Raw genomic sequence first — 25,559 nt, forward strand, 5'->3', positions numbered from 1 at the left:
AGAGGGTGGATAAACGGGTCGTAAAGTACGTTGTTGAAACGTGATCAAACTACGACATTTCAACCAGCAGAATTGCGGCGGCGGTACCGCCCGCAATGGCCCGCGGATAAACGCGACAACGCGATCATGGAATGCCGGCCGCACGGCCCTCCGGGAAGGTCAGTCGGAGGCGAGCACCGGGGGTGGCTCGGGGCCGGCGTCCGGCTCGACCGAGGGCTCGACGGCGGGCTCGTCGTCGAGCGGGGCGTCCTTGTGCGTGGCGTCCTCGTGCGGGTAGTGCAGGTCGAACGCGGGCCGCTCCGAGCGGATCGGCGGCATGCTGGTGAAGTTGTGCCGCGGCGGCGGGCAGGAGGTCGCCCATTCCAGCGAGTTGCCGTAGCCCCAGGGGTCGTCGAGCGTGACCTTGGGCGCGTGCCTGGTCGTCTTGTAGACGTTGTAGAGGAACGGCAGCGTCGAGGCGCCGAGCAGGAACGCCCCGGCCGAGGAGATCTCGTTGAGCGTGGTGAAGCCGTCGGCCGCGCTGTAGTCGGCGTAACGCCGCGGCATGCCGAGCTGGCCGAGCCAGTGCTGGACGAGGAACGTCGTGTGGAAGCCGACGAACAACGTCCAGAAGTGCACCTTGCCGAGCCGGTCGTCGAGCATCCTGCCGGTCATCTTCGGCCACCAGAAGTAGAAGCCGGCGAACATGGCGAACACGACCGTGCCGAAGACGACGTAATGGAAGTGGGCGACGACGAAGTAGGTGTCGCTGATCTGGAAGTCGAGCGGCGGCGAGGCCAGGATGACGCCGGTCAGGCCGCCGAGCAGGAACGTGACCAGGAAGCCGACCGAGAACAACATCGGCGACTCGAACGACAGGTGACCCCGCCACATCGTGCCGACCCAGTTGAAGAACTTCACCCCGGTCGGCACCGCGATGAGGAACGTCATGAACGAGAAGAACGGCAGCAGCACCTGCCCGGTCGCGAACATGTGGTGCGCCCACACGGTCATCGACAGCCCGGCGATGGCGATCGTGGCCCCGATCAGGCTCATGTAGCCGAAGATCGGCTTGCGGCTGAACACCGGGATCACCTCGGTAATGATGCCGAAGAAGGGCAGCGCGATGATGTAGACCTCGGGATGGCCGAAGAACCAGAACAGGTGCTGCCACAGCAGCGGCCCGCCGTTGGCGCCGTCGAAGACGTGCGTGCCGAGCTTGCGGTCCGACTCCAGCACCAGCAGCGCGGCGGCCAGCACGGGGAAGGCCATCAGCACCAGCATGCTGGTCAGCAGCACGTTCCAGGTGAAGATCGGCAGGCGGAACATGGTCATGCCGGGCGCCCGCATGCCGATGATCGTGGAGATGAAGTTGACCGCGCCCAGGATCGTGCCGAGCCCGGACATCACCAGGCCCATGATCCACAGGTCGCCGCCGACCTGCGGCGAGTGGATCGCGTTCGACAGCGGCGTGTAGGCGAACCAGCCGAAGTCGGCGGCGCCGCCGGGGGTGAGGAAGCCCGCCAGGACCATGAGCCCGCCGAACAGGAACAGCCAGTACGCCACCGCGTTCAGCCGGGGGAAGGCGACGTCGGGCGCGCCGATCTGCAGCGGCATGACCACGTTGGCGAACCCGGCGAACAGCGGCGTGGCGAACAGCAGCAGCATCACCGTGCCGTGGATGGTGAACAGCTGGTTGTACTCGTGCTGGTTGACCAGTTGCATGCCGGCCTGCGCCAGCTCGGCCCTGATGATCATGGCCATGATGCCCGCGACCAGGAAGAAGCCGAAGGAGGTGATCAGGTAGAGGTACCCGATGACCTTGTGATCGGTCGTCGAGAGCCAGGAGGCGATGACGGTCCCGGTACGGCGGCGCCTGACCTGCTCGATCGAGGTGTCCCGAACAGTCGTCACGGCTGCTCCCTCCTTCGCGGAGTTGTGCCTGCCCGATGCCGTCCATTCCACGCCAACCAACGCCGGACGGGAAGCGCTTCTTTAGAACGTCTTTGAAGCGGTGTCCCACATGCCGGGCGATTACCGGTCCCCCTGTGGATTTCTTCTATCCTTTGGACCGAACCGACCCGGAGGAGAGATCTCGTGACCGCACAGAGTGACTACGCCGCCCTCGTCCAGCGGGGGCTCTCGCTCGACCTCACCAGGGGCAAGCCGTCACCGCGCCAGCTCGATCTCTCCGACGGCCTGCTCGGGCTGCCCTCCTCCGTCAAGGCCGCCGACGGCACCGACGGCCGCAACTACGGCAACCTGCAGGGCCTGCCCGAGCTGCGCGAGATCTTCGCGCCGCTGGTCCAGGTGCCCGCCGGGCAGCTCGTCGTGGGCGGCAACTCCAGCCTGACGCTGATGCACGACACGATCGTGCACGCGCTGCTGTCGAAGGTGCCGGGGGCCGAGCGCCGCTGGGTCGAGGAGCCGGAGATCACGTTCCTGTGCCCGGTGCCCGGCTACGACCGGCACTTCACCATCTGCGAGCGGCTCGGCATCAAGATGACGGCCGTCCCCATGGACGGCGACGGCCCCGACATGGACGTCGTCGAGCGCCTGGTCGCCGCCGACCCGACGGTCAAGGGCATCTGGTGCGTGCCGAAGTACAGCAACCCCTCCGGGATCACCTACGGCGACGAGACCGTGCGCAGGCTGGCCGCCATGCCGACGGCCGCCCCCGACTTCCGGATCATGTGGGACAACGCCTACGCCGTCCACCACCTCACCGACACCCCTGACGAGCTGGCCGACCTGCTCGCGCTGGCGGCCGAGCACGGCAACGCCGACCGCGTGTTCGTCTACGCCTCCACCTCGAAGGTCACGTACGCGGGCTCGGGCGTGTCGTTCTTCGGCTCCTCGCCGGCGAACGTGGAGTGGTTCCTCGCCAACACCGCCAAGCAGTCCATCGGCCCCGACAAGCTCAACCAGCTCCGGCACGTCGAGTTCCTGCGCGACGCCGCGGGCGTGGCCGCGCACATGCGGCGGCACGCCGCGCTGATCGGGCCGAAGTTCGAGCTGGTCGACAAGGTGCTGACCGAGCGGCTCGGCGACCTGGCGAGCTGGACCAGCCCGCGGGGCGGTTACTTCATCAGCCTGGAGGTGCCGCACGCCGCCGAGGTCGTGGCCAGGGCCAAGGCCGCCGGCATCGCGCTCACCCCGGCCGGCGCCACGCACCCCTACGGCCAGGACCCGGCCGACAGCACGATCCGCATCGCCCCCACCTTCCCCGAGCTGGACGAGCTGGAGCAGGCCATCGAGGGCCTGGCCGTCTGCGTCCGCCTGGTGGCGGAGGAGCGCGGCTAGATCGCCCGGCCCCTGAAGCCGAAGATGTACTCGCGCGTCTCGCCCGGATGGAACGAGACGCCGACCCCCGGCTCGAACGCGACGTTGTCGCGGGCGCAGTAGTACAGCCGTTCCCACACGGCCAGTGCCTTGTCCCGGGCCGGGGCCTCGGCGTGGTCGCGCCTGCGGGCGCCGCGCGCGCCGAGCACGAACAGCAGCCCGAGCCCCCAGAACAGCCCGGTGAGGCAGAACGGCGCCAGCAGCACCTCGGTCCACCGCGAGTCCTTGCCCATCGCGATCACTAGCGACACGACGAGATGCACCAGGGCCGCCGCGCCGAGCATGATCCACCCCTGGTTCCTGGCCCAGGGCGTGTAGTGGCGGCTGGGGAACGACATCCACACCGCGAGCTGCGTACGGCTCATGACGTGCTTCGACGCGCCCATCGACGGCGCCGTCGGCAGGTCGGCGATCTGCCGCTGCCCGGGCAGCCGGACCCTGCCGATCCGGTATGTCGTCCCCGCGGCGACCGCCCCCGGAACCGAGACGAGCTGGTCAGCCTGCGTACACACCGGGCACCTGACTTCCACCCGGGCAGTCTGGCCTTAAGGCACGTTCCGCGCAAACCGTAAGGTGCAGGTGTGAGACCGATTGATGCCCTGGTGAACTCGCTGTCCGAAGCTCGTGTGCTGACCGACCCGGACGTGATCGACTCCTACGCCCGCGACCGCACGTTCGTCGAGCCCGGCAAGCCGCTCGGCGTGGTGCTCGCCGCCTCCCGCGAGGACGTGGTGACGACCCTGCGGTGGGCCACCGAGCACCGGGTGCCGGTCGTTCCGCGCGGCGCCGGGACGGGCCTGGCGGGCGCGGCCACGGCGGGCGACGGGACGATCGTCCTGTCGCTGGCCAGGATGACGGCCATCAGGGAACTCTCCCCCGCCGACGAGATCGCCGTGGTGGAGCCGGGCGTCATCACCGCCGACCTCGACCGCGCCGCCCGCGAGCACGGGCTCATGTACGCGCCGGACCCCTCGTCGTACGAGATCTCCACGATCGGCGGGAACCTGGCCACCAACGCCGGCGGCCTGCGCTGCGTGAAGTACGGCGTCACCAGGGACGCCACGCTCGGCCTTGAGGTCGTGCTGGCCGACGGGCGCGTCCTGAACACCGGCCGGCGCACGATGAAGGGCGTCACCGGCTACGACCTGACCGGGCTGTTCGTCGGCTCGGAGGGCACGCTGGGTGTGATCACCGCGGCCACCGTGCGGCTGAGGAGGGCCCCCGCCGCGCCGCCCGCGACGTTCGCCGCCGAGTTCGGCTCGCTGCGCGAGGCGGGCGCGGCCGTGTCGGCGATCATGGCCGCGGGCTGCCAGCCCTCGCTGATGGAGCTGCTGGACCGGGCCACGCTGGAGGCCATCGACGACTGGCGCAACATCGGGCTCGAACCCGCCACGCAGGCCATGCTGATCGGCCAGTCCGACGCGACCGACAGCCAGGACATGGCCGCCCGCATGGAACGGCTCTGCCTGGACAACGGCGCCTCGTTCGTCGCCGTCTCCTCCAGCCCGCAGGAGACCGAGGAGCTGGTCGGGCTGCGCAGGATGGCCTACCAGGCCAAGGAGCGGCTGGGGGCGTGCCTGGTCGAGGACGTGTGCGTGCCGCGCTCGGCGCTGCCCGAGATGATCACGGCGATCGAGGCGGCGGCGGTCCGGCACGGCGTGCGCATCTGCACGGTCGCCCACGCCGGGGACGGCAACCTGCACCCGGTCTTCATCTTCGAGCACGGCACGGCCGAGCCGCCCGCCGAGGTGTGGGCCGCGGCCGACGAGGTGTTCCGGCACGCGCTGTCGCTCGGCGGCACGCTGACCGGCGAGCACGGCGTGGGCGTGCTGAAGCGGCGCTGGCTGGGACTGGAGTCGGGGCCGGTGGCGACCGAGGTGCAGCAGGGCATCAAGGCGGTCTTCGACCCTCTGGGGATCATGAACCCGGGCAAGGCCATCTGAATTTGCCAAGCCGTGACCTTGGCCTCCGACACGGACACGACCTGCGACGAGACACTGACATCTTTCGTCAGAAAGTGGAAGTTACTTACACGTCCGGCAGACGCCCCACTTGTCACGCTGGTAGCGTTTTGCCCCATCTGTTGGTTGTGATGGGGGTCCGACGTGAATCAGTTCCAGCCGTTGGCAGGGGACGACCCGCGGCGGCTGGGGGCGTACGACATCGTCGCCCGGCTCGGCGAGGGTGGTCAAGGCGTCGTTTATCTGGGCAAGAGTGACTCAGGTGAACAGGTCGCCGTCAAGCTGCTGCACCACGCCCTCGTGGCCGACGCCGACGCGCGGACCAGGTTCCTGCGCGAGGTGGCGGTGGCCCAGCGGGTCGCCCGGTTCTGCACCGCGCCCGTCCTCCACGCCGACCTGGACGGGAGCCGGCCGTACATCGTGAGCGAGTACGTGCCGGGGCCCTCCCTGCGCGAGCTCGTCATCAACGAGGGCCCGCGGCGGGGCGCGGCGCTGGAACGGCTGGCGATCAGCACGGCCACCGCGCTGGCGGCCATCCACCGGGCCGGGATCCTGCACCGCGACTTCAAGCCCGCGAACGTGCTCATGGGCCCCGAGGGGCCGGTCGTGATCGACTTCGGCATCGCCCGCGCGCTGGACTCGCCGGGGGCGACGGCCACCGGGATGGCGATGGGGACGCCGTCGTACCTGGCGCCCGAGCAGCTCAGCGGGGCCGCCGTGTCGGAGGCCGCCGACGTCTTCGCGTGGGGCGTCACGATGGTGTACGCGGCCACCGGCAAGCCCGCGTTCGGGGCCGACTCCATCCCCGTGGTGATGAACCGCATCCTGAACGAGGAGCCGCAGCTCGGCGGGATGGAGGGCGAGCTCGCCGCGCTGGTGGGGCTGTGCCTGTCCAAGGACCCGGCGCAGCGGCCGAGCGCCGACGAGCTGATCGTCCGCCTCACGGGGCAGCCCGCGCCCAAGGCCGCCGTCGAACCGGTCACCGGCGCCACCGTCACTCCCGCCGTCCCGCAGCAGGCCGGTCCGTCCGGGGCCGGGCAGGACGCCTATCCGGGGCCGTGGACCCAGATGTCCGGGACCAATCCCGTCCCGCAGCAGGCCGGGCCGCACAACCGCCCCGCCCCCGGCGCCCCGCAGGGACCGGCGGGCGCCATGCCCGGCGGCCAGCACGCACCGGGCGGCCCTCAGGCGGGCGCGCCCCAGGGCGGCGCGCCGAACGGCCCTCAGGGCGGCGTTCCCGGCGCACCTCAGCACGGCGCACCCCAAACCGGCGCACCTCAGCACGGCGCGCAGGGCGGCGCCATGGGCGGACCGGCCGCGCAAGGCGGCCGGCCGGGTGCGGCCCCGCACGGGCACCCGCACGGCGGCATGCCCGGTGGCCCTCAGGCGGGACCCGCCGGCGGCCCTCAAGCGGGTCATCCCGGCGGACCCCAGGCGGGTCATCCCGGCGGGAACCCGGGGGCGACCCGGATCGGAACCGCCGGTGGTCCGCAGGGCGAGCCGTCCGGTGGAGCGCCGGACAAGCAGCGGCGGACGTTGACGCTCGCCCTCTCCGGCGCGGCCGCCGCCGCGCTGCTCGTGGTGGCCGGGGCCGTCGTCGTGCAGGCCAACAGCGGCGACGTCGCGATCACCGCCACCGGCAACGCCTCCCAGAACCCCAAGGGTGACGGCCAGGGCGCCGGGCAGCCCGGCGAGCCGCCGGTCGCCGAGGTGACCCCCGACCCGATCCTGACGGCGGACACCGGCGAGCCCGTCCCCACGCTGGACGTCGGCCAGGCCGATCCGCCCAAGAAGGCCAAGCACACCAAGGAACCCGTCATCGCGGTCCCGAACCCGGTGACGAACGTGCCCACGACCCACCCCACCACCACCAAGGCCCCCACGGCCAAGCCGACCCCCACCAAGACGAAGAAGCCCACCGGCCTCGTCGACGGCGAGGACGAGCCGACGGCCGACCCGACCTCCGGCCTCTCGGCCACGGCCCCGACGAAGAAGCCGGCGACGACCAAGCCCACCACCAAACCCACCACCAAACCCACCACGAAGCCCACCGCCAAGCCCACGGCCAAGCCGACCGCCACGCTCAAGCCGAACACTTTCAACGTGGTGACCGTCTGCGGCTCGGGCTTCAAGGTGATCGACTCGCACGCGCTGGGCGGTTCGGCCACGATCTACCTGCTCTACAACACCAGCGCGGGCAAGAACTGCGTGGTCACGATGTCGAAGCTGGTCTATCCCGGCAAGGTCTCCATGAACGCCACCCTCCAGGTCCAGGGCGGCGCGAGCGGCAGCAACCCGGGCAAGTTCACCGCGTACGCGGGGCCGGTGCGGCTGGCGGCCGTGAAGAAGTGCGTGATCTGGGGCGGTTCCTGGAACTCGCTGAGCTGGAAGTCCGGCTGGAGCCACTGCACCTGACGCGGCCACGCGCGGCGGGACCCCTTCCTTCCGCGCGCCCCGGTCGCTACCGTGACTGACGTGATCGTCAGGTCCCTGACCCTGCGTGGCAAGCGCACGCGGGCCACGTTGCTCGCGGCCGGGCGCGAGGCGTTCGAGGAGCACGGGTACGACGCCGTGCGGATCGACGACGTGTGCGCGCGGGCGGGTGTCTCCCACGGCACCTTCTACACGTACTTCGACTCCAAGGAGGCGTTGTTCGGGGAGGTGGCGCAGGCGGTGGTCGGCGAGATGTTCGCGGCGAGCGCGGTCGGCGCGGCCGCCCCCGACGACCCCTACGCCCGCGTCGAGGCCGCCAACCGCCTCTACCTGCGGGCCTGGGCGGCGAACTCGCGCCTGGTCCGCATGGTGGAGCACGCCGCCGACGCCGACCCCCGGTTCGGGCGGCTGCTGCTGGAGCTGCGCGAGGCGTTCGTCCGGCGCGGCGCCGACGGGCTGCGCCGCCTTCAGGAACAGGGCCTGGCCGACCCCTCGCTCGACCCGCGGCTGACGGCCGTCATGCTGGGCGGCATGGTCGAGCACTTCGCCCACGTGTGGCTGGACCTCGGTGAGCAGGCCGGCGAGCAGGACGCCGTCGACCACCTGACCCGGCTGTGGGCGCGGGCCATCGGGTTGACGCCCACGTCGACTTCGTCACAGGAGGCTTCGTGATCAGGAGCCGGCTCGACCCGCGCGGCGCCGAACAGCGGGCCCGGCGCGAGGCCATGCTCGCCAAGCTGGCCGAGCTGGACGCCGAGCACGCCAAGGCGGTGGGAGGCGGCGGCGAGAAGTACGTCGAACGTCACCGCCGGCGCGGCAAGCTGCTCGCCAGGGAGCGCATCGAGCTGCTGGTGGACCCCGACTCGCCGTTCCTGGAGCTGTCGCCGCTGGCCGCGTGGGGCAGCGAGTTCCAGGTCGGCGCGGGCATCGTGACCGGCATCGGGGTGATCGAGGGCGTCGAGTGCCTGATCACCGCGAACGACCCCACGGTCAGGGGCGGCGCGTCCAACCCGTGGACGCTGCGCAAGACGCTGCGCGCGGCCGACATCGCGCTCACCAACCGGCTGCCGTACGTGAACCTGGTCGAGAGCGGCGGCGCGGACCTGCCGACGCAGAAGGAGATCTTCATCCCGGGCGGCCGCGTCTTCCGCGACCTGACGCGGCTGTCAGCGGCGGGCGTCCCGACGATCGCGCTGGTCTTCGGCAACTCCACGGCCGGCGGCGCGTACGTGCCCGGCCTGAGCGACTACGTGGTGATGGTCCGCGACCGCGCCAAGGTGTTCCTCGGCGGCCCGCCGCTGGTCAAGATGGCCACCGGCGAGGAGTCCGACGACGAGTCGCTGGGCGGCGCCGAGATGCACGCCAGGACCAGCGGCCTGGCCGACCACCTGGCCGAGGACGAGCACGACGCGCTGCGCATCGGCCGCGCCGTCGTGCGCTCGCTCAACTGGCGCAAGCAGGGCGTGACGCCGCTGCCCGCCCGCGAGCCCGCCTATCCGGCCGAGGAGCTGCTGGGGATCGTCCCGGAGGACCTGAAGATCCCCTTCGACCCGCGCGAGGTGCTCGCCCGGGTGGTGGACGGCAGCGAGTTCGACGAGTTCAAGCCCCTGTACGGCCCGTCGCTGGTCACCGGCTGGGCGCGGGTCCACGGCTACCCGGTCGGGGTGCTGGCCAACGCGCGCGGGGTGCTGTTCAGCGAGGAGTCGCAGAAGGCCACCCAGTTCATCCAGCTCGCCAACCAGTCGCGCACGCCGTTGCTGTTCCTGCAGAACACCACCGGCTACATGGTGGGCAAGGACTACGAGCAGGGCGGCATCATCAAGCACGGCGCCATGATGATCAACGCCGTGTCGAACTCGACCGTGCCCCACCTGACCGTCGTCATGGGCGCCTCCTACGGCGCCGGCAACTACGGCATGTGCGGGCGCGCCTACGACCCCCGGTTCCTGTTCAGCTGGCCGAGCGCCAAGTCGGCGGTGATGGGCCCGGCCCAGCTCGCCGGGGTTCTGTCGATCGTCGGGCGGGCCGCGGCGCAGGCCAGGGGGCAGGTCTACGACGAGGAGGCCGACGCGGCGATGCGGGCCATGGTGGAGTCCCAGATCGAGGCGGAGTCGTTGCCGTTCTTCCTGTCGGGGCGGCTCTACGACGACGGGGTGATCGACCCGCGCGACACCCGTACGGTGCTGGGCATGTGCCTGTCGGCGATCAACAGCGCGCCGGTGCCGCCGGCCGCGGGGTTCGGGGTGTTCCGGCCGTGATCACCCGTCTGCTCGTCGCGAACCGGGGCGAGATCGCCCGCCGGGTCTTCCGCACCTGCTGCTCGCTCGGCGTCTCCACGGTCGCCGTCTTCTCCGACGCCGACGCCGGCGCGCCGCACGCCCGGGAGGCCGACCTCGCCGTCCGCCTGCCGGGGTCCCACCCCGCCGAGACGTACCTGGCGGTGGACCGGATCATCGAGGCGTGCCGGGCCTCCGGCGCCGACGCGGTGCACCCGGGTTACGGCTTCCTGTCGGAGAACGCCGCGTTCGCGCGGGCCGTGCTGGAGGCCGGGCTCACGTGGGTGGGTCCGCCGCCCGCGGCGATCGAGGCGATGGGCTCGAAGATCGCGGCCAAGCGGCTGATGGCGGAGGCAGGGGTTCCGGTGCTGCCCTCGCTCGACCTGGCCGCGCCGGGCGAGTTCCCGCTGCTGGTGAAGGCGTCCGCGGGCGGGGGCGGGCGCGGCATGCGGATCGTCCGGGACGCCGGCGGGCTGGCCGCCGAGGTGGAGTCGGCGCGGCGGGAGGCCGCGGCGGCCTTCGGCGACGGCGCCGTGTTCGCCGAGCCGCTGCTGGAGGCCGCCCGGCACGTCGAGGTGCAGGTGCTGGCCGACGTCCACGGCACGGTGTGGGCGCTGGGCGAGCGCGAGTGCAGCGTCCAGCGCAGGCATCAGAAGGTCGTCGAGGAGTGCCCGTCGCCGGGGATCTCGGAGCGTACCCGCGAGCTGCTGTGCGCGGCGGCCGTACGGGCGGCCCGCCGGATCGGCTACGTCGGGGCCGGCACGGTCGAGTTCCTGGTCAAGGACGACCGGGTGGCGTTCCTGGAGATGAACACCCGGCTCCAGGTCGAGCACCCGGTCACCGAGCTGGTTTTCGGCGTCGACCTCGTACGGCTGCAACTTGAGGTGGCCGAGGGCGCGGCGCTGCCGCCGGAGCCGCCCGGCCCGCGCGGCCACGCGATCGAGGCGCGGCTGTACGCCGAGGACGCCGCCTACGTGCCCCAGACGGGCGTGCTGCACCGGTTCGAGGTGCCGGGTGACGTGCGGGTGGACTCGGGCGTCGAGTCCGGGTCGGAGGTGTCGCCGCACTACGACGCGATGCTGGCCAAGATCGTCGGCTACGGGGCGACGCGGGCGGAGGCGGCGCGGAAGCTGGCCGCGTCCCTGCGCCGGGCCCGGCTGCACGGCGTCACCACCAACCGCGACCTGCTGCTGGAGATCGTGACCAGCCCGGCCTTCCTCGCGGGCGAGACGAACACCGCCTTCCTCTCCCCCGGCGGCCCGCTGTCGCCACTGTCGGCGCCGTCGTCCCCGCCTTCCGGCGACGGCGGGCTGCCGGCGCTGGCCGCCGCGCTCGCCATGGCCGCCGCCAACCGTCGCGACGCCCGCGTCCTGGCCGGGCTGCCGGCCGGCTGGCGCAACGTGCGCTCACAGCCCGCCCGCGCCCGCTTCGAGGAGGCCGACGTCGTCCACGACCCGCTGCCCCCGGGCGTCAGCGTGCTCTCGGCCCGGCCGGAGGAGGTCGTCCTGGAGAGCGACGGCCTGCGGCGGACGTTCCAGGTCGCCCGGTACGACGGCGACGACCGCGTCTACGTCGACTCCGCGGCGGGCGCGGCGGTGCTGACGCCGGTGCCGCGCCTGCCCGAGCCGGTCGAGCACGTCGCCCCCGGCTCCCTGCTCGCGCCCATGCCGGGCAGCGTGCTGCGGGTCGAGGTGGCCGAGGGCGACACGGTGGTCCAGGGCCAGCCGGTCCTGGTGCTGGAGGCGATGAAGATGGAGCATCGCATCGCGGCCCCGGCGGGCGGCGTGGTGTCGGACGTACGCGTCGAGAAGGGACAGCAGGTCGAGGCCGGGGCCGTGCTGGCGATCATCCAGGAGGAGAACCCATGACGAGCCTGGTGCACAGGGAGCTGGCGGAGGGCGTGGCCACCGTCACGCTCGACTCGCCGGCCAATCGCAACGCGCTGTCCAGGCGGCTGCTGGCCGAGCTGGCCGAGCAGCTGCGCTGGGCGCTGGCCGAGCCGGACGCCCGGGTGATCGTGCTGACCGGCACGGGCCGGGTGTTCTGCTCGGGCGCCGACCTGAAGGAGCAGCGCGGCGACTCCGACGCGCCGGTGACGGCGTCCTTCCCGGAGATCATGACGCTGCTCTGGGAGAGCCCGAAGCCGGTGATCTGCCGCCTGAACGGCACGGCCCGCGCGGGCGGCCTCGGCCTGGTCGCCGCGTGCGACTTCGCGATCGCGCCGGACACGGCGTCGTTCGCGTTCACCGAGGTGCGGCTCGGGGTGGCGCCTGCGATGATCTCGGTGCCCGTGCTGCGCCGGCTCGACCCGCGGGCGGCGGCCGAGTACTTCCTGACCGGCGAGGTGTTCGACGCCGCCACGGCGGCCCGCATCGGCCTGCTGACCAGGGCCGTGCCCGAGGACGAGCTCGACCCCACCGTGCGCCACTACGCGGGGATGCTGGTCAGGGGCGGCCCCGAGGCGCTGGCCATCACCAAGCGGCTGGTGCGGGAGGTTCCGGCGGTGTCGTTCGAGGAGGGGCTGCGGCGGATGAGCGAACTGTCGGCCGAGCGGTTCACCTCGGCCGAGGGGCAGGAGGGCATCGCGGCGTTCATGGACAAGCGGCCGCCCAAGTGGGTGCCGTGATGGCGTTGCGCGTCGCCAATTGCAGCGGTTTCTACGGCGACCGGCTCTCGGCGGCCAGGGAGATGGTCGAGGGCGGCCCGATCGACGTGCTCACCGGCGACTGGCTGGCCGAGCTGACCATGCTGATCCTGGCCGGCAACCGGCTCAAGGGCCGTCCCGGCTACGCGCCCACGTTCCTGCGCCAGCTTGAGGACGTCCTCGGCGCCTGCCTCGACCGCGGCATCAGGATCGTGACGAACGCGGGCGGGCTCGACCCGGCCGGGTGCGCCGAGGCCGTGCACGAGCTGGCCGCCCGGCTGGGCCTGTCGCCCAAGGTCGCCCACGTCACCGGCGACGACCTCATGGGCCGCCCGCTCGACCTGATCGACACCGGCACCGACACCGGCGAGCGCGCGCCGGCCGCGCCGCTGACCGCCAACGCCTACCTCGGCGGCCGTCCCATCGCCGCCGCGTTGTCGGCGGGCGCGGACGTCGTGGTGACCGGCCGCGTGACCGACGCCGCCCTGGTCACCGGCCCCGGCATCTGGCGGTACGGGTGGGGCCCCGGCGACCTCGACCCGCTGGCCGGCTCGGTCGTGGCGGGGCATGTCATCGAGTGCGGCTGCCAGGCCACGGGCGGCAACTACGCCTTCTTCCAGGACGTGCCCGACCTGGCCCACTGCGGCTTCCCCATCGCCGAGCTGCGCGCCGACGGCTCGTCCGTGATCACCAAGCATCCGGGCACGGGCGGCCTGGTCTCGGTCGGCACGGTCACCGCGCAGCTCGTCTACGAACTGGGCGGCCCCCGCTACCTGGGCCCCGACGTGGTCGCCCGGTTCGACACGATCACGCTCTCGGACGACGGCCCCGACCGGGTGCTGATCTCCGGCGTCCGGGGCGAGCCGCCGCCGGACACGCTCAAGGTCGCCGTCAACTACCCCGCCGGCTACCGCAACACGATGACGCTGGTCCTGACCGGCCTGGACGTCGAGGCCAAGGCGCGGGTCGCCGAGGAGGCCATCTGGGCACGGGTGCCGCGCGAGACCTTCGACCAGGTGGACGTGACCCTGACGGACGCGGGCCTGCTGCGGATCACCGTCATGGACGCCGACCGGCGCACCGCGGGCCGGGTCTTCTCCTCGGCCGTGGTGGAGACGGGCCTGTCCAGCTACCCGGGCTTCTACGGCCTCACCCCGCCGGGGGACGCCTCCCCGTACGGGGTGTACCGGCCGGCCCTGGTGCCGGCGTCCGAGGTGCGGCCCCGCGTCTTCCTGGACGGCGTGGAGCTGCTCCTCCGGGAGACGCCTCCGGTTTCCCCGGGCGAGCCGATCGAGCCGCCGGTCGAGCCGTCCGTTCCGGCGCCGACCGGCGGGCCCACCGTGCGCGTGCCCCTGGGACGGGTCGCGGGCGCGCGCTCCGGCGACAAGGGCGGCGACGCCAACCTCGGCGTGTGGGCCGCGACCGGCGAGCAGTACGCCTGGCTGGCGGCCACCCTCACCGCCGACCGGCTCAAGGTCCTGCTCCCGGAGCTGGCCGCCCACCACGTCGACCGGCACGAGCTGCCCAACATCAGGGCGCTCAACTTCGTCGTCCACGGGCTGCTGGGCAGGGGCGTGGCGGCCAGCCCGCGCATGGACCCGCAGGCCAAGGCCCTGGGCGAGGAGCTACGCGCCCAGGTGGTCGACGTCCCCGCCCTGCTCCCGCAGGGCGCGCAGGCCGAGCAGGCCGGCGCCTAGCAGGCCCGCGTCCACGCCGAGCGCCGAGACCCGTACCTCGGGCGCGGGACGGAAGGCGAGGCGGGCGGCCAGCCGGGTCCGCAGCGGGGTCAGCAGGGCGTCCCCGGCCAGGGAGAGGCCGCCGCCGGCCAGGGAGAGGCCGCCGCCGACGACGATCACCGCGGGGTCCAGCACCAGCGTGTACGTGGCCAGGCCCAGCGCGAGCGCCTCCACGGCCTCCGCCCACACCCGGGCGGCCGGTTCGCCCCCGGCCGCGGCCCGGCGGACGACGTCCTCGGCGGAGGTCTCGCCGGCGCGGGCGGCGACGGAGGCGGCCGAGGCGTAGGCCGCCAGGCAGCCGCGCTGCCCGCACGGGCACGGGAGCCCGCCGGGGTGCACGGGGACGTGCCCGATCTGCCCGGCCCACCCGGCGGCGCCGCCGTACAGGGAGCCGGACAGGACCACGGCTCCGGCGATGCCGGTGCCGATGGGCACGTACAGCGCGTCGGCGGCGGCCGATCCGTAGGCCAGCTCCGCCTCGCCGGCCGAGCGCACGTCGTGGCCGAGGGCCAGCGGGAGCGTCCCGTCGGTGAAGGCGGCGGCGGGGACGTCCCGCCAGCCGAACGCGGCCGAGAAGACGGCCCGCTCGGGCGTGACCAGACCGGGCACGGCCAGGCCCACGGCCTGGGGGCGCAGGAGGACGCCGGAGACCGTGCGCGGCGGGGTCAGGTCGGCGACGAAGCCGGAGATCGCCGCGATGACGCGTTCGGGCCCTTCGGAGCGGGGAGTGGGACGGCGTTCCCGGTAGAGGATGGTGCCGTCCTGGGCGATCAATCCGCCTTTCAGGGTGGTCCCGCCCACATCAATCGCCACAACACACTTCATCCACCCATATTCTCCCAATGCGGGATGATGTCTGACATGACGCTACGTCGCCTGACATTTGATGACCTGGAGGACTGCACCCGGCTCGCCGAGGACCGCGGCTGGGGCGCCGAGCGGCACAAGTGGCGCCTGCTGTTCGAGGTCGGGGAGCCATACGGCATCGAGGCCCCCGACGGCGACGGCCTGGCCGCCACGAACATCCTCACCCTCTACGGCGACGACCACGCGGTGATCAGCATGGTCCTGACCGCCTCCAGGTTCGCCCGGCAGGGCCTGGGCCGCACGCTGATGCGGCACGTGCTGGAGCGCGCGGGCGGCCGCACCGTCTCGCTGCACGCCACCGAGCACGGCCGCCCGCTCTACGAGGAGTTCGGCTTCCGCGTCACGAACCGGACCGCGACCAGGACCGGCGTCTTCCACGGCGAGCCGTCGGGCCGCACCCGCCCGGCCACCCCGGACGACCTGGACACCATCCTCGCCCTGGACGCCGAGGTGTTCGGCACCGACCGGTCGCCCGTGCTGCGCCGGATGTTCGGCTTCGGCGAGGGCGTCAGGATCGCCGACGGCGGCTACGCCCACCGCTGGGACAACGACGGCACCGCCACCATCGGCCCGGTCGTGGCCCAGGACGAGCGGACCGCCCGCGACCTGATCGGCGACCTGGCCCTGGACTCCGGCCGCAAGGTCAGGATCGACCTCGACCTGGCCAGGGAGGACCTGACGCGCTGGGCGGACGGGCACGGCCTGACCGAGGCGTTCACGAGTTCCCAGATGGTGTGGCACGGCGACCTGCCCGGCGACCGCTCGCGGCAGTTCCTGCCGTTCATGCTGGCCCTGGGTTGACCGGCCCTCGGAGGCTCTCATAGGTTGAAGCTCTCCAGAATATCGTTCTGTCAAAGGGCGGCCATGACCTCCACCCACATCGACGTCAGTGCCATCGACCTCGACGACCTCGGCGCGTGGATGGACGCCGAGGGGCTGCCGGGCGGGCCGATCACGGAGGTCGCCCCGATCCCGGGCGGCACGCAGAACGTCATGGTCCGCCTCGAACGCGGCGGCCGGCCGTACGTCCTGCGCAGGCCGCCCCTGCACGCCCGGCGCAGGAGCAACGAGGTGCTGCGGCGCGAGGCGCGGTTGCTGGCCGCGCTGAGCGGCACGGCGGTGCCCGCACCGCGCCTGGTGGCCGCGCAGACCGCCCGGGAGCCGGTGTTCTACCTGATGGAACCCGTGGCCGGGTTCAACCCTTCGACCGGGCTGCCCGAGCCGCACGCCTCCGACCCGGCGATCCGGCACCGGATGGGCCTGGAGGCCGCCGCCGCGCTGGCCGAGCTGGGACGGGTGGACCCGGACGTGCTGCCCGGCTTCGGCCGTCCCGAGGGCTTCCTCGAACGCCAGGTGCCGCGCTGGCTGAAGGAGCTCGACTCCTACGGCGAGCTCGACGGCTACCCCGGCCCCGACATCCCGGGCCTGGAGGCGACCGCCGGCTGGCTCACCCGCCACCGTCCGGCCACGTTCGTCCCGGGGATCATGCACGGCGACTACCACTTCGCCAACCTGATGTTCGCCCTCGACGGGCCCCGGGTGGCCGCGATCGTCGACTGGGAGATGTGCACGATCGGCGACCCGCTGCTCGACCTGGGCTGGCTGCTGGCCACCTGGCCGGTCAACAACGGGCACGTGCCTGGACTGCCGGGCGAGCGGGAGCTGGTCGCGTACTACGCGGAGCTGTCGCGGCGCGACCTGTCGGCGATCGACTGGTACGCGGTGATGGCCTGTTTCAAGCTCGGCATCGTGCTGGAGGGCACGCACGCGCGGGCGTTCGCCGGCAAGGCGCCCCGCGAGATCGGCGACGTGCTGCACGCCACCACCCTCGGTCTGTTCGCCCGTGCCCACGACATCATGGAAGGTTTGTTGCGCTGAACCCGATGCGGGAAAAGGATCACGCCGAGACCCCAGATGCGTACAATTGCGCGCAATTGCATCTGGCATTCGGGGAAAGGATCGTCATGCGCATGCGGTTCCTCGGCTCCACCTCGGAGGCGGGCGCCTGCCCCACCCTGTACGAGACCGATCGCGGCACCATCGTCGTCCAGGGGCTTCACGTCACCGACCCCGAGGCGCTCGCGGACCTCCGCGACGTGCTCGACGGCGAGGCCGCCGTCGAGGTGCCCCGCGAGCTCCTGACCGAGATCGCCCGCCGGGTCCTGCCCGACGGGTCAGCCGGTGTCCGGCCCACCAGCGACGGGACACCGTCGGCAACCGCTTGATCACGATTGCGCGGCTGGGCCTGGCATGATCGGTGCCCGCGAGGCTAGCCTCTTGCCGCGTGACGTCCTATCAGCAGGCGCGGATCGACCTCGGCGGCCAGCTTCGACAGCTGCGCGAGGCCGCCCACCTGTCGGGCAAGGACCTGGCCGAGCGGCTGCGCTGGCAGCCGTCCAAGGTCTCGCGCCTGGAGAACGCCAGGCAGACGGCGACCGAGGACGACGTCGTCGTGTGGGCGCAGGCCGTGGGGGCCTCGCCCGACACGGCCGACGAGCTCATCAGGCAGGCCATCGCGCTGCTGGAGCGGCACGACGACTGGAAGCAGCGTCACCGCAGCGGCCTGGCCGCCATCCAGGAGGACATCCGCGACCTGGAGGCGCGCACCAAGCTGTTCCGCGTCTTCGAGCCCGGCATCGTGGTCGGCCTGCTCCAGACCTCCGAGTACGCCCGGCACGTGTTCCGCAAGGTCAAGCGCCTCTACAGCGCGGCCGACCAGATCGACGCGGCCGTCCGCGTGCGCATGCAGCGCCAGGAGATCCTCTACGACCGCACGCGCACGTTCCGGTTCGTGGTGCCGGAGTCGGCCCTGCGCAGCGCGCTGGCCCCGGCCGACGTCATGCGCGGCCAGCTCGACCGGCTGCTGGCCGTCAGCACGCTGCCCAACGTGGAGTTCGGCGTGATCCCCTTCGGCACCGAGCTGCCGTCCGCGCCGATCAACGGGTTCTGGATCTACAACGAGGCCATGGTCGGCGTCGCCACGATGACCAAGGACCTGGTGCTGCGCGACCCCGACGACATCGCCTTCTACGTCCGGGCCTTCGACGACTACGCCAAGGTGGCCGAGTTCGGGGAGCCGGGGCGAGAAGTCATCATCCGTATTCTTCGCGAATACCTGCAACAAACTCCACATTAACCTCAGCAATTGCTTGCCACCCGCAGCAAGATCGTGCAATTCTGTCGCGAGACGTTGCGGAGGTGACGCATGATGCTGGATACCGCGCTCTGCCTTGAGCGGTTCGCGTGGCACGCGGGCCGTCACGCCGATCTTTCGGTGCAGAGTGTCGCGCTGGCCAGCGACCCGGCGTACGTGTCGGTGCGCAATCGTTTCTCCGCGACGCTGGCCGAGACCGTGACCTGCTCCGACGAGGGCGCGTACATCACCTCGTGGGGCTACCGCCTCGGCACCGCCGAGGACGTCGAGTCGGCGGCGGCCCGCCTGGCCTTCCTGCTGGCCGCCCTGCCCGCCTGACCCGGGAAACCCGCCTGACCCGCAAGCCTGCCCGCCGGGTCAGCCGAAGCTCTCCTCCGCGATGCCCGCCTCCCTGGCGGCGGCCGTGCGCGCGTGAGCCAGCAGCCGCGCCCGGTCGAGCACGTTGGGATGCAGGGTGTAGCGGATGATCAGGCCGTCGAGCATGGCGTCGATGCGCTCGGCCGCGCCCGCCGGGTCGGCGCAGGCGAACTCCCCCGCGTCGGTGCCCGCCGACAGCACCTGGGCCAGCGCGTCGAGCCAGGCCGTCTCCAGCTCCAGCATGATCGCGTTGACGGCGGGCTCGCGCAGCGCCGTGTTCCAGGCGTCGATCCAGAGCAGCCAGCTCTGGTCGGAGCGCGACTCGGGGATGTAGTAGCGCAGCACCCGGTCGAGGCGCTCCACCGCCGTGCCGGGGCCGTCGGCCAGCTCCTTGAGCCGGGCGCTCTCGATGTCGAGCGTGGCCCGCAACATGGCGGTGATCAGCTCGTCCTTGGTCGCGAAGTGGTAGTGGATCAGGCCGCCGCTGACATTGATGGACTTGGCGATGTCGGCGATGCGCGTGTGGGCCAGGCCGCGTTCGAGCACCACCTTGCGGGTGGCCTCGAGCAGCTCTGCTCTGCGCTGGTCGGCCTGATCGGCTCGGGTCGTACTCGCCACCCGATCAGCCTATAGCGCGCCGCGGGAATGATCCCCGCGGCCGCTCTCGCTCGTTCGTCAGCCGGCGCAGTCGTACAGGCCGGTGTGGCCGTCCACGGCCGCGCAGTTGGCGGTGACCCAGGCGGTGACCCTGCCGGTGACCTCGGTGTCGCCGCCGCCGGGGCCGCCTCTGCCGCCGCCGGACAGCACGTACCTGAGTCGTCCCGCCGCGACGAGGCCGCGGAGGCGGGGGACCGTCATGGCCGGGTCGGAGCCGGTGAAGCCGCCCATGGCGATCACCGGGCGGCGGGTGGACAGGATCATCGAGGACGCCTGCTGGGCGCTGCTCACGGCCGCCAGCCAGGTCGCCTTCCCCTGGTTGGCGACCAGGTACTTCACCGTGGAGTCGGCCACGCCGCCCATGAAGCCGCCGCCACGAGCGCCCGGCCGCTCCTGAGCCGACTCACCGCCCGGCGCCTCACCGCCCTGAGGCGGGCCGCCGGGGAACTCTCCGCCCGAGGGTGGGCCGCCGGGGCCGCCGAAGCCGCCCATGCGGCCCGTGGACGGGCCCGCCGTGGGGTTGGTGCCGTTCACCGGCGACCCCAGAGGCGAGACGGCGTAGGCCGCCGGACCGGCGAGCCCCGCGACCAGGACGGCCGCCAGCGCCACGGCGGTCACCCCGCCCGCCGCCCGAGAGCCGCCCGCCGTCCGCGACCTGGCCACCATTCGAGACCTGGCCGGTACGAGCACCGCCACGGCGGCCGAGGTCGCCCCGAGCACGACCCAGGCCAGCCACGGCAGCCACTCCGGCGTACGGCGCAGCACCGCGAACGCCCACCCGCCCGTCACCGCGACGCCCAGCGGCAGCGCCCACGCCCACCCCCGCGACCTGCGGTACGCCTGCCACATCACGGTCACCCCCATGCCGGTCAGCGCGGCCACGGCGGGCGCCATCGCGGTCGTGTAGTAGGGGTGGAAGGTACCGCTGGAGAAGCTGAACACCGCGTAGTGCACGACCAGCCAGCCGCCCCACACCAGCCACGCGGCCCCGTCGAAGCGCATCCCGCGCAGCCGCAGCAGCACGGCGAGGACCAGGGCCACCGCGCAGAACGGCAGCAGCCAGGAGATCTGCCCGGCCATGACGTCGTTGAACAGCCGCCCGGCCCCGGCCTGCCCGCCGAAGTTCGCGCCGCCGAACCCGCCGCCGGCCCGGTCCTGGCCGAAGATCCGGCCGAGCCCGTTGTAGCCGATCACCAGGTCCCGGACGGTGTTGTCGGTCGAGCCCCCGACGTAGGGCCGCGAGCCGGCGGGCCACAGGTCGACGACCACCATCCACCAGGCGCTGGACACCGCCATCACGACCCCGGCCGCCAGCAGGTGCCCCACCCGCCGGGCCAGGCCGTGCCGCGCGCACGCCAGGTACGCCACCCCGAACGCCGGCACGACCAGGTACGCCTGCAACATCTTGGCGTTGAACCCGAGCCCCACGAACAGCGCGGCGAGGAGCAGCGGCCGCGGCCGTCCCGTGCGCAGCGACTCCAGGCAGAACCAGGCCGCCAGCACCAGCAGCAGCACGAGCACGGTGTCGGGGTTGTTGTCCCGGTTGATGGCCACGGTGATCGGGGTGAGCGTCATGACCACGGCCGCGACCAGCGCCGCGACGTGCCCCTGACAGCCCTGCCCGAAGGACCGCCGGACCGCCGACCAGACCGTGCCGACGGCCGCGACGCCGGCGAGGACCTGCGGCAACAGCATGCTGTACGTGCTGTAGCCGAAGATCCGCGCCGACAGCCCCATCACCCACAGCGCGAGCGGCGGCTTGTCCACCGTGATGAAGGACCCGGCGTCGATCGCGCCGAAGAAGAACGCCTTCCAGCTCTGCGTGCCCGACAGGACGGCGGCGGCGTAGTACTCGTTGGCGTCCCCGCTGAGCGCCCAGGCGTACAGGACGAAGGCGGCGGCGAGCACCGTCCACATCGCGGGCCGCGACCAGCGGGGGTCGCCCTCGGCCCCGGCGAGCAGGCGGACGCGGGCGGGCGCGGCGACGGCGGTCATCGCGCGCTCCTGCGCCTGGGGTTGAACACCCACACGCGCAGCAGCAGGAACCGCACGAGGGTGGCCGCGGCGTTGGCGGCGATGACCGCCATCAGCTCCACCTCGTGCGCGACCCCGTCGGGCAGCAGCGCGAGGCTCCCGGACGTCAGCGCCAGCCCCACCAGGAACGCGATCAGGCCCTCGAACTGGTGGCGCAGCGCCCCGCCCGAGCCCCTGACGCCGAACGTGAAGCGGCGGTTGGCCGCCGTGTTGGCCACGGCCGTGACGAGCAGCGCGACCGCGTTGGCGAACTGCGCGGGGACGACCTGCCGCGACATCGAGAACAGCGCCAGGTAGGCCAGCGTGCTCACCACGCCCACGATCGCGAACCTGGGGAGCTGCCTGGCCATCCCCTTCGGCAGTTCGGCCCGCCGCACCCGGGCGGGCATCGGCAGGCCCGCCGCGCCCGACAGGGTCCTGCGAGCCACCCTGGCCAGCCCGCGCAGGTCGTCCAGGGCGGTCCGGAGGAGGTCCACGCGGCTGTCGGGGTCGTCCACCCAGTCGACGGGGACCTCGTGGATGCGCAGGCCGTGCCGTTCGGCCAGCAGCAGCAGCTCGGTGTCGAAGAACCACTGCTCGTCCTCGACGGCGGGCAGCAGCGCCTGCGCGATCTCCGTGCGCGCGGCCTTGAACCCGCACTGCGCGTCGGAGAACCCGGCGCCCATCACCGAGCGCAGCAGCAGGTTGTACGAGCGCGAGATGAACTCCCGCCTGGGCCCGCGCTCCACCCGCGAGGCCCTGGCCAGGCGGGTGCCGATGGCCAGGTCGCTGTGCCCCGACAGCAGGGGTGCCACCAGCGGGAGGAAGGCGTCCAGGTCGGTGGACAGGTCGACGTCCATGTAGCTGACGACGTCGGCCTCGCTGGTGGACCAGACCTGGCGCAGGGCCCGGCCGCGGCCCTTCTCCTCCAGGTGCACGGCCTGGACCTGCGGCAGTTCACGGGCCAGCTCGGTGGCCAGCCGCCAGGTGTCGTCGGTGCTGGCGTTGTCGGCGATGGTGATGCGGAAGCCGTACGGGAACGTCGTGGCGAGGTAGTCGTGCAGCCGGGCGATGCTCTCGCGCAACGCCCGCTGCTCGTTGTGGACCGGGACGACCACCTCGACCAGGCGCGTCCTTACTGCTGTTGTCTCCATGCAGCCAGCTCACGATTCGGGTCTTTAAGAGGACTTATCCGATTCTGAGTGACGAATGAGAGTTCCGGGAAGCTCGATCGTCGCGATCGCGCCACCGCCGGGCGCGTTGGACAGCCGTACCTTGCCCCCGATCTCGGACACCGCCTGCGCCACGATCGCCAGGCCCAGCCCCGAGCCGGGCAGGCCGCGGGCCGAGGGCGAGCGCCAGAAGCGCTCGAAGACGTGCGGCAGCTCCTCCTCGGGGATGCCGGGGCCGTGGTCGCGGACCGTCAGGCGGCCGTCCTTGAGCGAGACCTCGACCTGGCCCTCGGGGCTGAACTTGCGGGCGTTGTCGATGAGGTTGAGCACGGCGCGTTCGAGCGAGGCGGGGCTGCCGACGACGTACCAGGGGTGCAGGTCGGTGGCCACGTCGGCGCCGCGCAGCCGGGCGCGTTCGGCGGCGGCCGTGACGACGTCGTGCAGGGCCAGCTCGACGTGCGGCTCGTGGTCGGTGTCGCCGCGCGCGAGCTGGAGCAGGTCGCCGACCAGCGTGGACAGCTCGGCGAACTGGGCCTTGACGTTGACCAGCAGGCGTTCCTTGGCGCCCGGGTCGAGCTGCCTGCCGGTCTGCTCGCTGCGCAGCAGCAGGTCGATGTTGGTGCGCAGGGTGGTGAGCGGGGTGCGCAGCTCGTGACCGGCGTCGGCGACGAGCTGCTGCTGACGTTCGCGGGAGCCGGCCAGGGCGGCGGTCATGGCGTTGAAGGAGGAGCTGAGCCGGGCGATCTCGTCGTTGCCCTGGACGGGGATGCGCGTGTTGAGATCCTCGGTCTCCGCGATGTGCTCGGCCGCCTTGGTCAGCCGGACGACGGGACGCAGCGCGGCGCGCGCGATGAGCAGCCCGACCCAGGCCGCCAGCAGGACGCCGAACAGTGCCACGCCGCCCAGCAGCAGCGCCACCGCCTTCAGCGTGTTGCGCAGCTCGCGCAGGGGGGCGGCGTCCATCACCGCGACGCCCGGCGCGATCTGCTGGGTGAGGACGCGCATCTCGGTGCCGTCCGTGGTGACGCCGTTGTGGAAGTGCCTGGACTCGGGCCACTCGCCCTTGGCCACCGCCAGGTCCTCGGGCGTCACCACCAGCGCGGGACCCACGTAGCAGGGCGGGGTGCCGTTGGCGAAGATGAGCTGGGTGGAGTGTGGCGGGCCGTAGTGGTCCTTCGGCGCGGGGGTGGCGCGGCAGCTCTCGCGGATCCAGACCAGGTCGTTGTCGGGGTCCTTGCCCGGCTGGGAGCCGAGCTGGCGGTCGGCCTGCTCGTAGGTCTGGTGGCGGATGATCAGGAAGCAGGCGCCGGCGCTGATCGCGACCGCCAGCGCCACGGCGAACGTGATGAGCAGCGTCAGCCGGGCGCGCAGGCTGTTGCGGATCATGGTGTGGCCCGTAGGACGTACCCCACCCCGCGGACCGTGTGGATCACCCGGGGCTCTCCCCCGGCCTCGGTCTTGCGGCGCAGGTACATGACGTACACGTCGAGGGAGTTGGAGGTCGGCTCGAAGTCGAAGCCCCACACCTCGTTGAGAATCTGGTCGCGGGTCAGGACCTGGCGGGGGTGGGCGAGGAAGAGCTCCATCAGCAGGTATTCGGTCCTGGTCAGGTCGAGCCCGCGGGCGCCGCGGGTGACCTCCCTGGTGGCCGGGTCCATGCGCAGGTCGCCGTACGACAGCGTGCCGCCGTCGGCGGCGCCGGTGCTGAGCGCGCCGCGACGCAGCAGCGCGCGCACCCGGGCCAGCAGCTCGTCCAGCTCGAACGGCTTGACCAGGTAGTCGTCGGCCCCCGCGTCGAGCCCGGACACCCGGTCGCCGACGGCGTCGCGGGCGGTGAGCATGAGGACGGGGATGTGGTTGCCCTGCGCCCGCAGCCGCCGGCAGGCGGTGAGCCCGTCGAGCCGCGGCATCATCACGTCGAGCAGCACCGCGTCGTACGGCTCCCCCGCCAGCGCCTCCAGCGCCGCCTGGCCGTCGTTGGCGGTGCCGACCCGGTAGCCCTCGAACTCCAGGCTCGACTGCAGCGCCTCGCGCAACGCGGGCTCGTCGTCCACCACCAGCAACCGTGCGGGCTCAGTCATGTCTCACAAGATATGAGCCCACTATGAGAACACGATGAACGGGTTCACCGGTGTCCGCCGGGAGTCACCACGCCACGGGCAGGGCCTTGAGCCCGAAGATGACGCCGTCGTACTTGGCGGGCACGTCCTCGTCGGCGACCGTGACGCGCAGGCCGGGGACGCGCTCGTCCCTGTTGGCGGAGGCGCCGAGGACGAAGATGCCCTCGCCCTTCCCGACCCGCTGCCCACCGATCTCCTGGTCCCGCGTGGACACCCGGTCGAAGGCCACCCAGTCGACGACCGAGTGGTAGCGCAGCAGTTCCTCCACCGCCATCGGCCAGCCCGCGGGGTCGGCGCGCAGGGCGGCGAGCTGGGCGGGGTGGCGCAGCAGCGTGAGCACGCCGAGCGGGATCATGTTGGCCGTGGTCTCGTGGCCGGCGACGAGCAGCAGGAAGATCACGCCGACGAGCTCCTGGTGGGTGAGCTGCCCGCCGGTGACCAGGCGGCCGAGCAGGTCGTCCTTCGGCGCGCGTTCGGCGGCGGTGACCAGCTCGTCCAGGAAGCTTCTGATCTCCGTCATTGCCGTGTAGCCCGCCGCAGGGTCCTCGGTGGCCGAGACGATCAGGCGGGTGCGCGACTGGAAGAACTCGTGCTCGGCGTACGGGACGCCCAGCAGCCGGCAGATCACCAGGGACGGCAGCGCCAGCCCGAACGCCTCGACCAGCTCCGCCTCCGGGCCCTTGGCCAGCATGTCGTCGATGAGCTCGTCCACGAGCCGCTGGATGGACGGCCGCAGCTCCCTGACCCGCCGGACGGTGAACTCGGGGATGAGCAGCCTGCGGAAGCGGGTGTGTTCGGGCGGGGTCGAGGTCGATGAAGTGCCCGGCCGCGGACTCGCGCAGCGTCTC

At 72.3% G+C, this 25,559-nt stretch carries 22 protein-coding genes; 13 read left to right on the forward strand and 9 right to left on the reverse strand.

All coding sequences use genetic code 11. The annotated features are described in order from the left end of the window. Nucleotides 1-159: 159 nt before the first annotated feature. Nucleotides 160-1,893: a cytochrome c oxidase subunit I gene (gene ctaD / locus ABZ815_RS23215; RefSeq protein ID WP_357701102.1), complete on the reverse strand. Its 1,734-nt coding sequence runs from the start codon at nucleotides 1,891-1,893 to the stop codon at nucleotides 160-162. A gap of 183 nt (nucleotides 1,894-2,076) precedes the next feature. On the opposite strand from ctaD, the gene ABZ815_RS23220 reads away from it, so the two are divergent. Next, nucleotides 2,077-3,282: an aminotransferase class I/II-fold pyridoxal phosphate-dependent enzyme gene (locus ABZ815_RS23220; RefSeq protein ID WP_357701104.1), complete on the forward strand. Its 1,206-nt coding sequence runs from the start codon at nucleotides 2,077-2,079 to the stop codon at nucleotides 3,280-3,282. Here the strand turns inward: ABZ815_RS23220 and ABZ815_RS23225 are convergent. After that, the gene (locus ABZ815_RS23225; protein WP_357701106.1) at nucleotides 3,279-3,833 is read right to left on the reverse strand and encodes a hypothetical protein; all 555 of its coding nucleotides are present in this window, start codon (nucleotides 3,831-3,833) and stop codon (nucleotides 3,279-3,281) included. The genes ABZ815_RS23220 and ABZ815_RS23225 overlap by 4 nt on opposite strands. A gap of 69 nt (nucleotides 3,834-3,902) precedes the next feature. Between ABZ815_RS23225 and ABZ815_RS23230 the strand changes: the two genes are divergently transcribed. From ABZ815_RS23230 to ABZ815_RS23260, 7 genes are all read left to right on the forward strand, one after another. Continuing rightward, nucleotides 3,903-5,264, forward strand: coding sequence for an FAD-linked oxidase C-terminal domain-containing protein (locus tag ABZ815_RS23230; protein ID WP_357701108.1), 1,362 nt, complete (start codon nucleotides 3,903-3,905; stop codon nucleotides 5,262-5,264). Between the two features lie 162 nt (nucleotides 5,265-5,426). Beyond that, complete coding sequence (locus ABZ815_RS23235; RefSeq protein ID WP_357701110.1) at nucleotides 5,427-7,697, forward strand: protein kinase; 2,271 nt, start codon at nucleotides 5,427-5,429, stop codon at nucleotides 7,695-7,697. A 60-nt stretch (nucleotides 7,698-7,757) separates the two neighbouring features. Then, nucleotides 7,758-8,387: a TetR/AcrR family transcriptional regulator gene (locus tag ABZ815_RS23240; protein WP_357701112.1), complete on the forward strand. Its 630-nt coding sequence runs from the start codon at nucleotides 7,758-7,760 to the stop codon at nucleotides 8,385-8,387. Between the two features lie 53 nt (nucleotides 8,388-8,440). After that, a complete protein-coding gene (locus ABZ815_RS23245) occupies nucleotides 8,441-9,973 on the forward strand; it encodes a carboxyl transferase domain-containing protein (RefSeq protein WP_357701345.1) in 1,533 nt (510 codons plus the stop codon). Next, nucleotides 9,970-11,859 (forward strand): biotin carboxylase N-terminal domain-containing protein, encoded by a 1,890-nt coding sequence (locus ABZ815_RS23250; protein WP_357701114.1) that lies wholly within the window; start codon nucleotides 9,970-9,972, stop codon nucleotides 11,857-11,859. Before ABZ815_RS23245 ends, ABZ815_RS23250 begins: the two co-directional genes overlap by 4 nt. After that, entirely contained in the window at nucleotides 11,856-12,617 is a 762-nt protein-coding gene (locus ABZ815_RS23255) for an enoyl-CoA hydratase-related protein (protein ID WP_357701116.1), read from the forward strand. The genes ABZ815_RS23250 and ABZ815_RS23255 overlap by 4 nt, the downstream gene beginning before the upstream one ends. Next, nucleotides 12,617-14,332 carry an acyclic terpene utilization AtuA family protein gene (locus ABZ815_RS23260; RefSeq protein WP_357701118.1) on the forward strand — a complete coding sequence of 572 codons (1,716 nt, stop codon included), beginning with the start codon at nucleotides 12,617-12,619 and terminating at the stop codon, nucleotides 14,330-14,332. The genes ABZ815_RS23255 and ABZ815_RS23260 overlap by 1 nt, the downstream gene beginning before the upstream one ends. Here the strand turns inward: ABZ815_RS23260 and ABZ815_RS23265 are convergent. Further along, nucleotides 14,261-15,184 carry an ROK family protein gene (locus tag ABZ815_RS23265; protein ID WP_357701120.1) on the reverse strand — a complete coding sequence of 308 codons (924 nt, stop codon included), beginning with the start codon at nucleotides 15,182-15,184 and terminating at the stop codon, nucleotides 14,261-14,263. The genes ABZ815_RS23260 and ABZ815_RS23265 overlap by 72 nt on opposite strands. Nucleotides 15,185-15,232: 48 nt before the next feature. On the opposite strand from ABZ815_RS23265, the gene ABZ815_RS23270 reads away from it, so the two are divergent. The 5 genes from ABZ815_RS23270 to ABZ815_RS23290 all read left to right on the forward strand — a co-directional run bounded on the left by ABZ815_RS23270 (nucleotide 15,233) and on the right by ABZ815_RS23290 (nucleotide 18,710). Beyond that, nucleotides 15,233-16,039 (forward strand): GNAT family N-acetyltransferase, encoded by an 807-nt coding sequence (locus ABZ815_RS23270; RefSeq protein ID WP_357701122.1) that lies wholly within the window; start codon nucleotides 15,233-15,235, stop codon nucleotides 16,037-16,039. Nucleotides 16,040-16,102: 63 nt separating this feature from the next. Beyond that, the gene (locus ABZ815_RS23275; RefSeq protein WP_357701124.1) at nucleotides 16,103-17,116 is read left to right on the forward strand and encodes a phosphotransferase family protein; all 1,014 of its coding nucleotides are present in this window, start codon (nucleotides 16,103-16,105) and stop codon (nucleotides 17,114-17,116) included. Nucleotides 17,117-17,202: 86 nt separating this feature from the next. After that, the gene (locus tag ABZ815_RS23280; protein WP_357701126.1) at nucleotides 17,203-17,463 is read left to right on the forward strand and encodes a hypothetical protein; all 261 of its coding nucleotides are present in this window, start codon (nucleotides 17,203-17,205) and stop codon (nucleotides 17,461-17,463) included. A gap of 59 nt (nucleotides 17,464-17,522) precedes the next feature. Beyond that, complete coding sequence (locus ABZ815_RS23285) at nucleotides 17,523-18,374, forward strand: helix-turn-helix transcriptional regulator (protein WP_357701128.1); 852 nt, start codon at nucleotides 17,523-17,525, stop codon at nucleotides 18,372-18,374. Between the two features lie 69 nt (nucleotides 18,375-18,443). Next, nucleotides 18,444-18,710 (forward strand): hypothetical protein, encoded by a 267-nt coding sequence (locus ABZ815_RS23290; protein ID WP_357701130.1) that lies wholly within the window; start codon nucleotides 18,444-18,446, stop codon nucleotides 18,708-18,710. 39 nt (nucleotides 18,711-18,749) lie between these two features. Here ABZ815_RS23290 and ABZ815_RS23295 read toward each other — a convergent pair whose 3' ends face one another. The 6 genes from ABZ815_RS23295 to ABZ815_RS23320 form a co-directional block, all read right to left on the reverse strand. Next, a complete protein-coding gene (locus ABZ815_RS23295) occupies nucleotides 18,750-19,367 on the reverse strand; it encodes a TetR family transcriptional regulator C-terminal domain-containing protein (RefSeq protein ID WP_357701132.1) in 618 nt (205 codons plus the stop codon). A 57-nt stretch (nucleotides 19,368-19,424) separates the two neighbouring features. Continuing rightward, nucleotides 19,425-21,401, reverse strand: a complete 1,977-nt coding sequence (locus ABZ815_RS23300; RefSeq protein ID WP_357701134.1) for a glycosyltransferase family 39 protein — start codon at nucleotides 21,399-21,401, stop codon at nucleotides 19,425-19,427. Beyond that, complete coding sequence (locus tag ABZ815_RS23305; protein WP_357701136.1) at nucleotides 21,398-22,573, reverse strand: bifunctional glycosyltransferase family 2/GtrA family protein; 1,176 nt, start codon at nucleotides 22,571-22,573, stop codon at nucleotides 21,398-21,400. Before ABZ815_RS23305 ends, ABZ815_RS23300 begins: the two co-directional genes overlap by 4 nt. Nucleotides 22,574-22,597: 24 nt before the next feature. Beyond that, entirely contained in the window at nucleotides 22,598-23,977 is a 1,380-nt protein-coding gene (locus ABZ815_RS23310; protein ID WP_357701138.1) for a HAMP domain-containing sensor histidine kinase, read from the reverse strand. Beyond that, a complete protein-coding gene (locus ABZ815_RS23315) occupies nucleotides 23,974-24,672 on the reverse strand; it encodes a response regulator transcription factor (protein WP_357701139.1) in 699 nt (232 codons plus the stop codon). Before ABZ815_RS23315 ends, ABZ815_RS23310 begins: the two co-directional genes overlap by 4 nt. A 64-nt stretch (nucleotides 24,673-24,736) precedes the next feature. Beyond that, on the reverse strand, nucleotides 24,737-25,423 hold the full coding sequence (locus ABZ815_RS23320) for a hypothetical protein (protein WP_357701141.1): 687 nt from the start codon (nucleotides 25,421-25,423) through the stop codon (nucleotides 24,737-24,739). Nucleotides 25,424-25,559: the final 136 nt, after the last annotated feature.

Source organism: Nonomuraea sp. NPDC047529 (assembly GCF_040642995.1).
In the GTDB taxonomy this organism is placed as follows: Bacteria; Actinomycetota; Actinomycetes; order Streptosporangiales; family Streptosporangiaceae; genus Nonomuraea.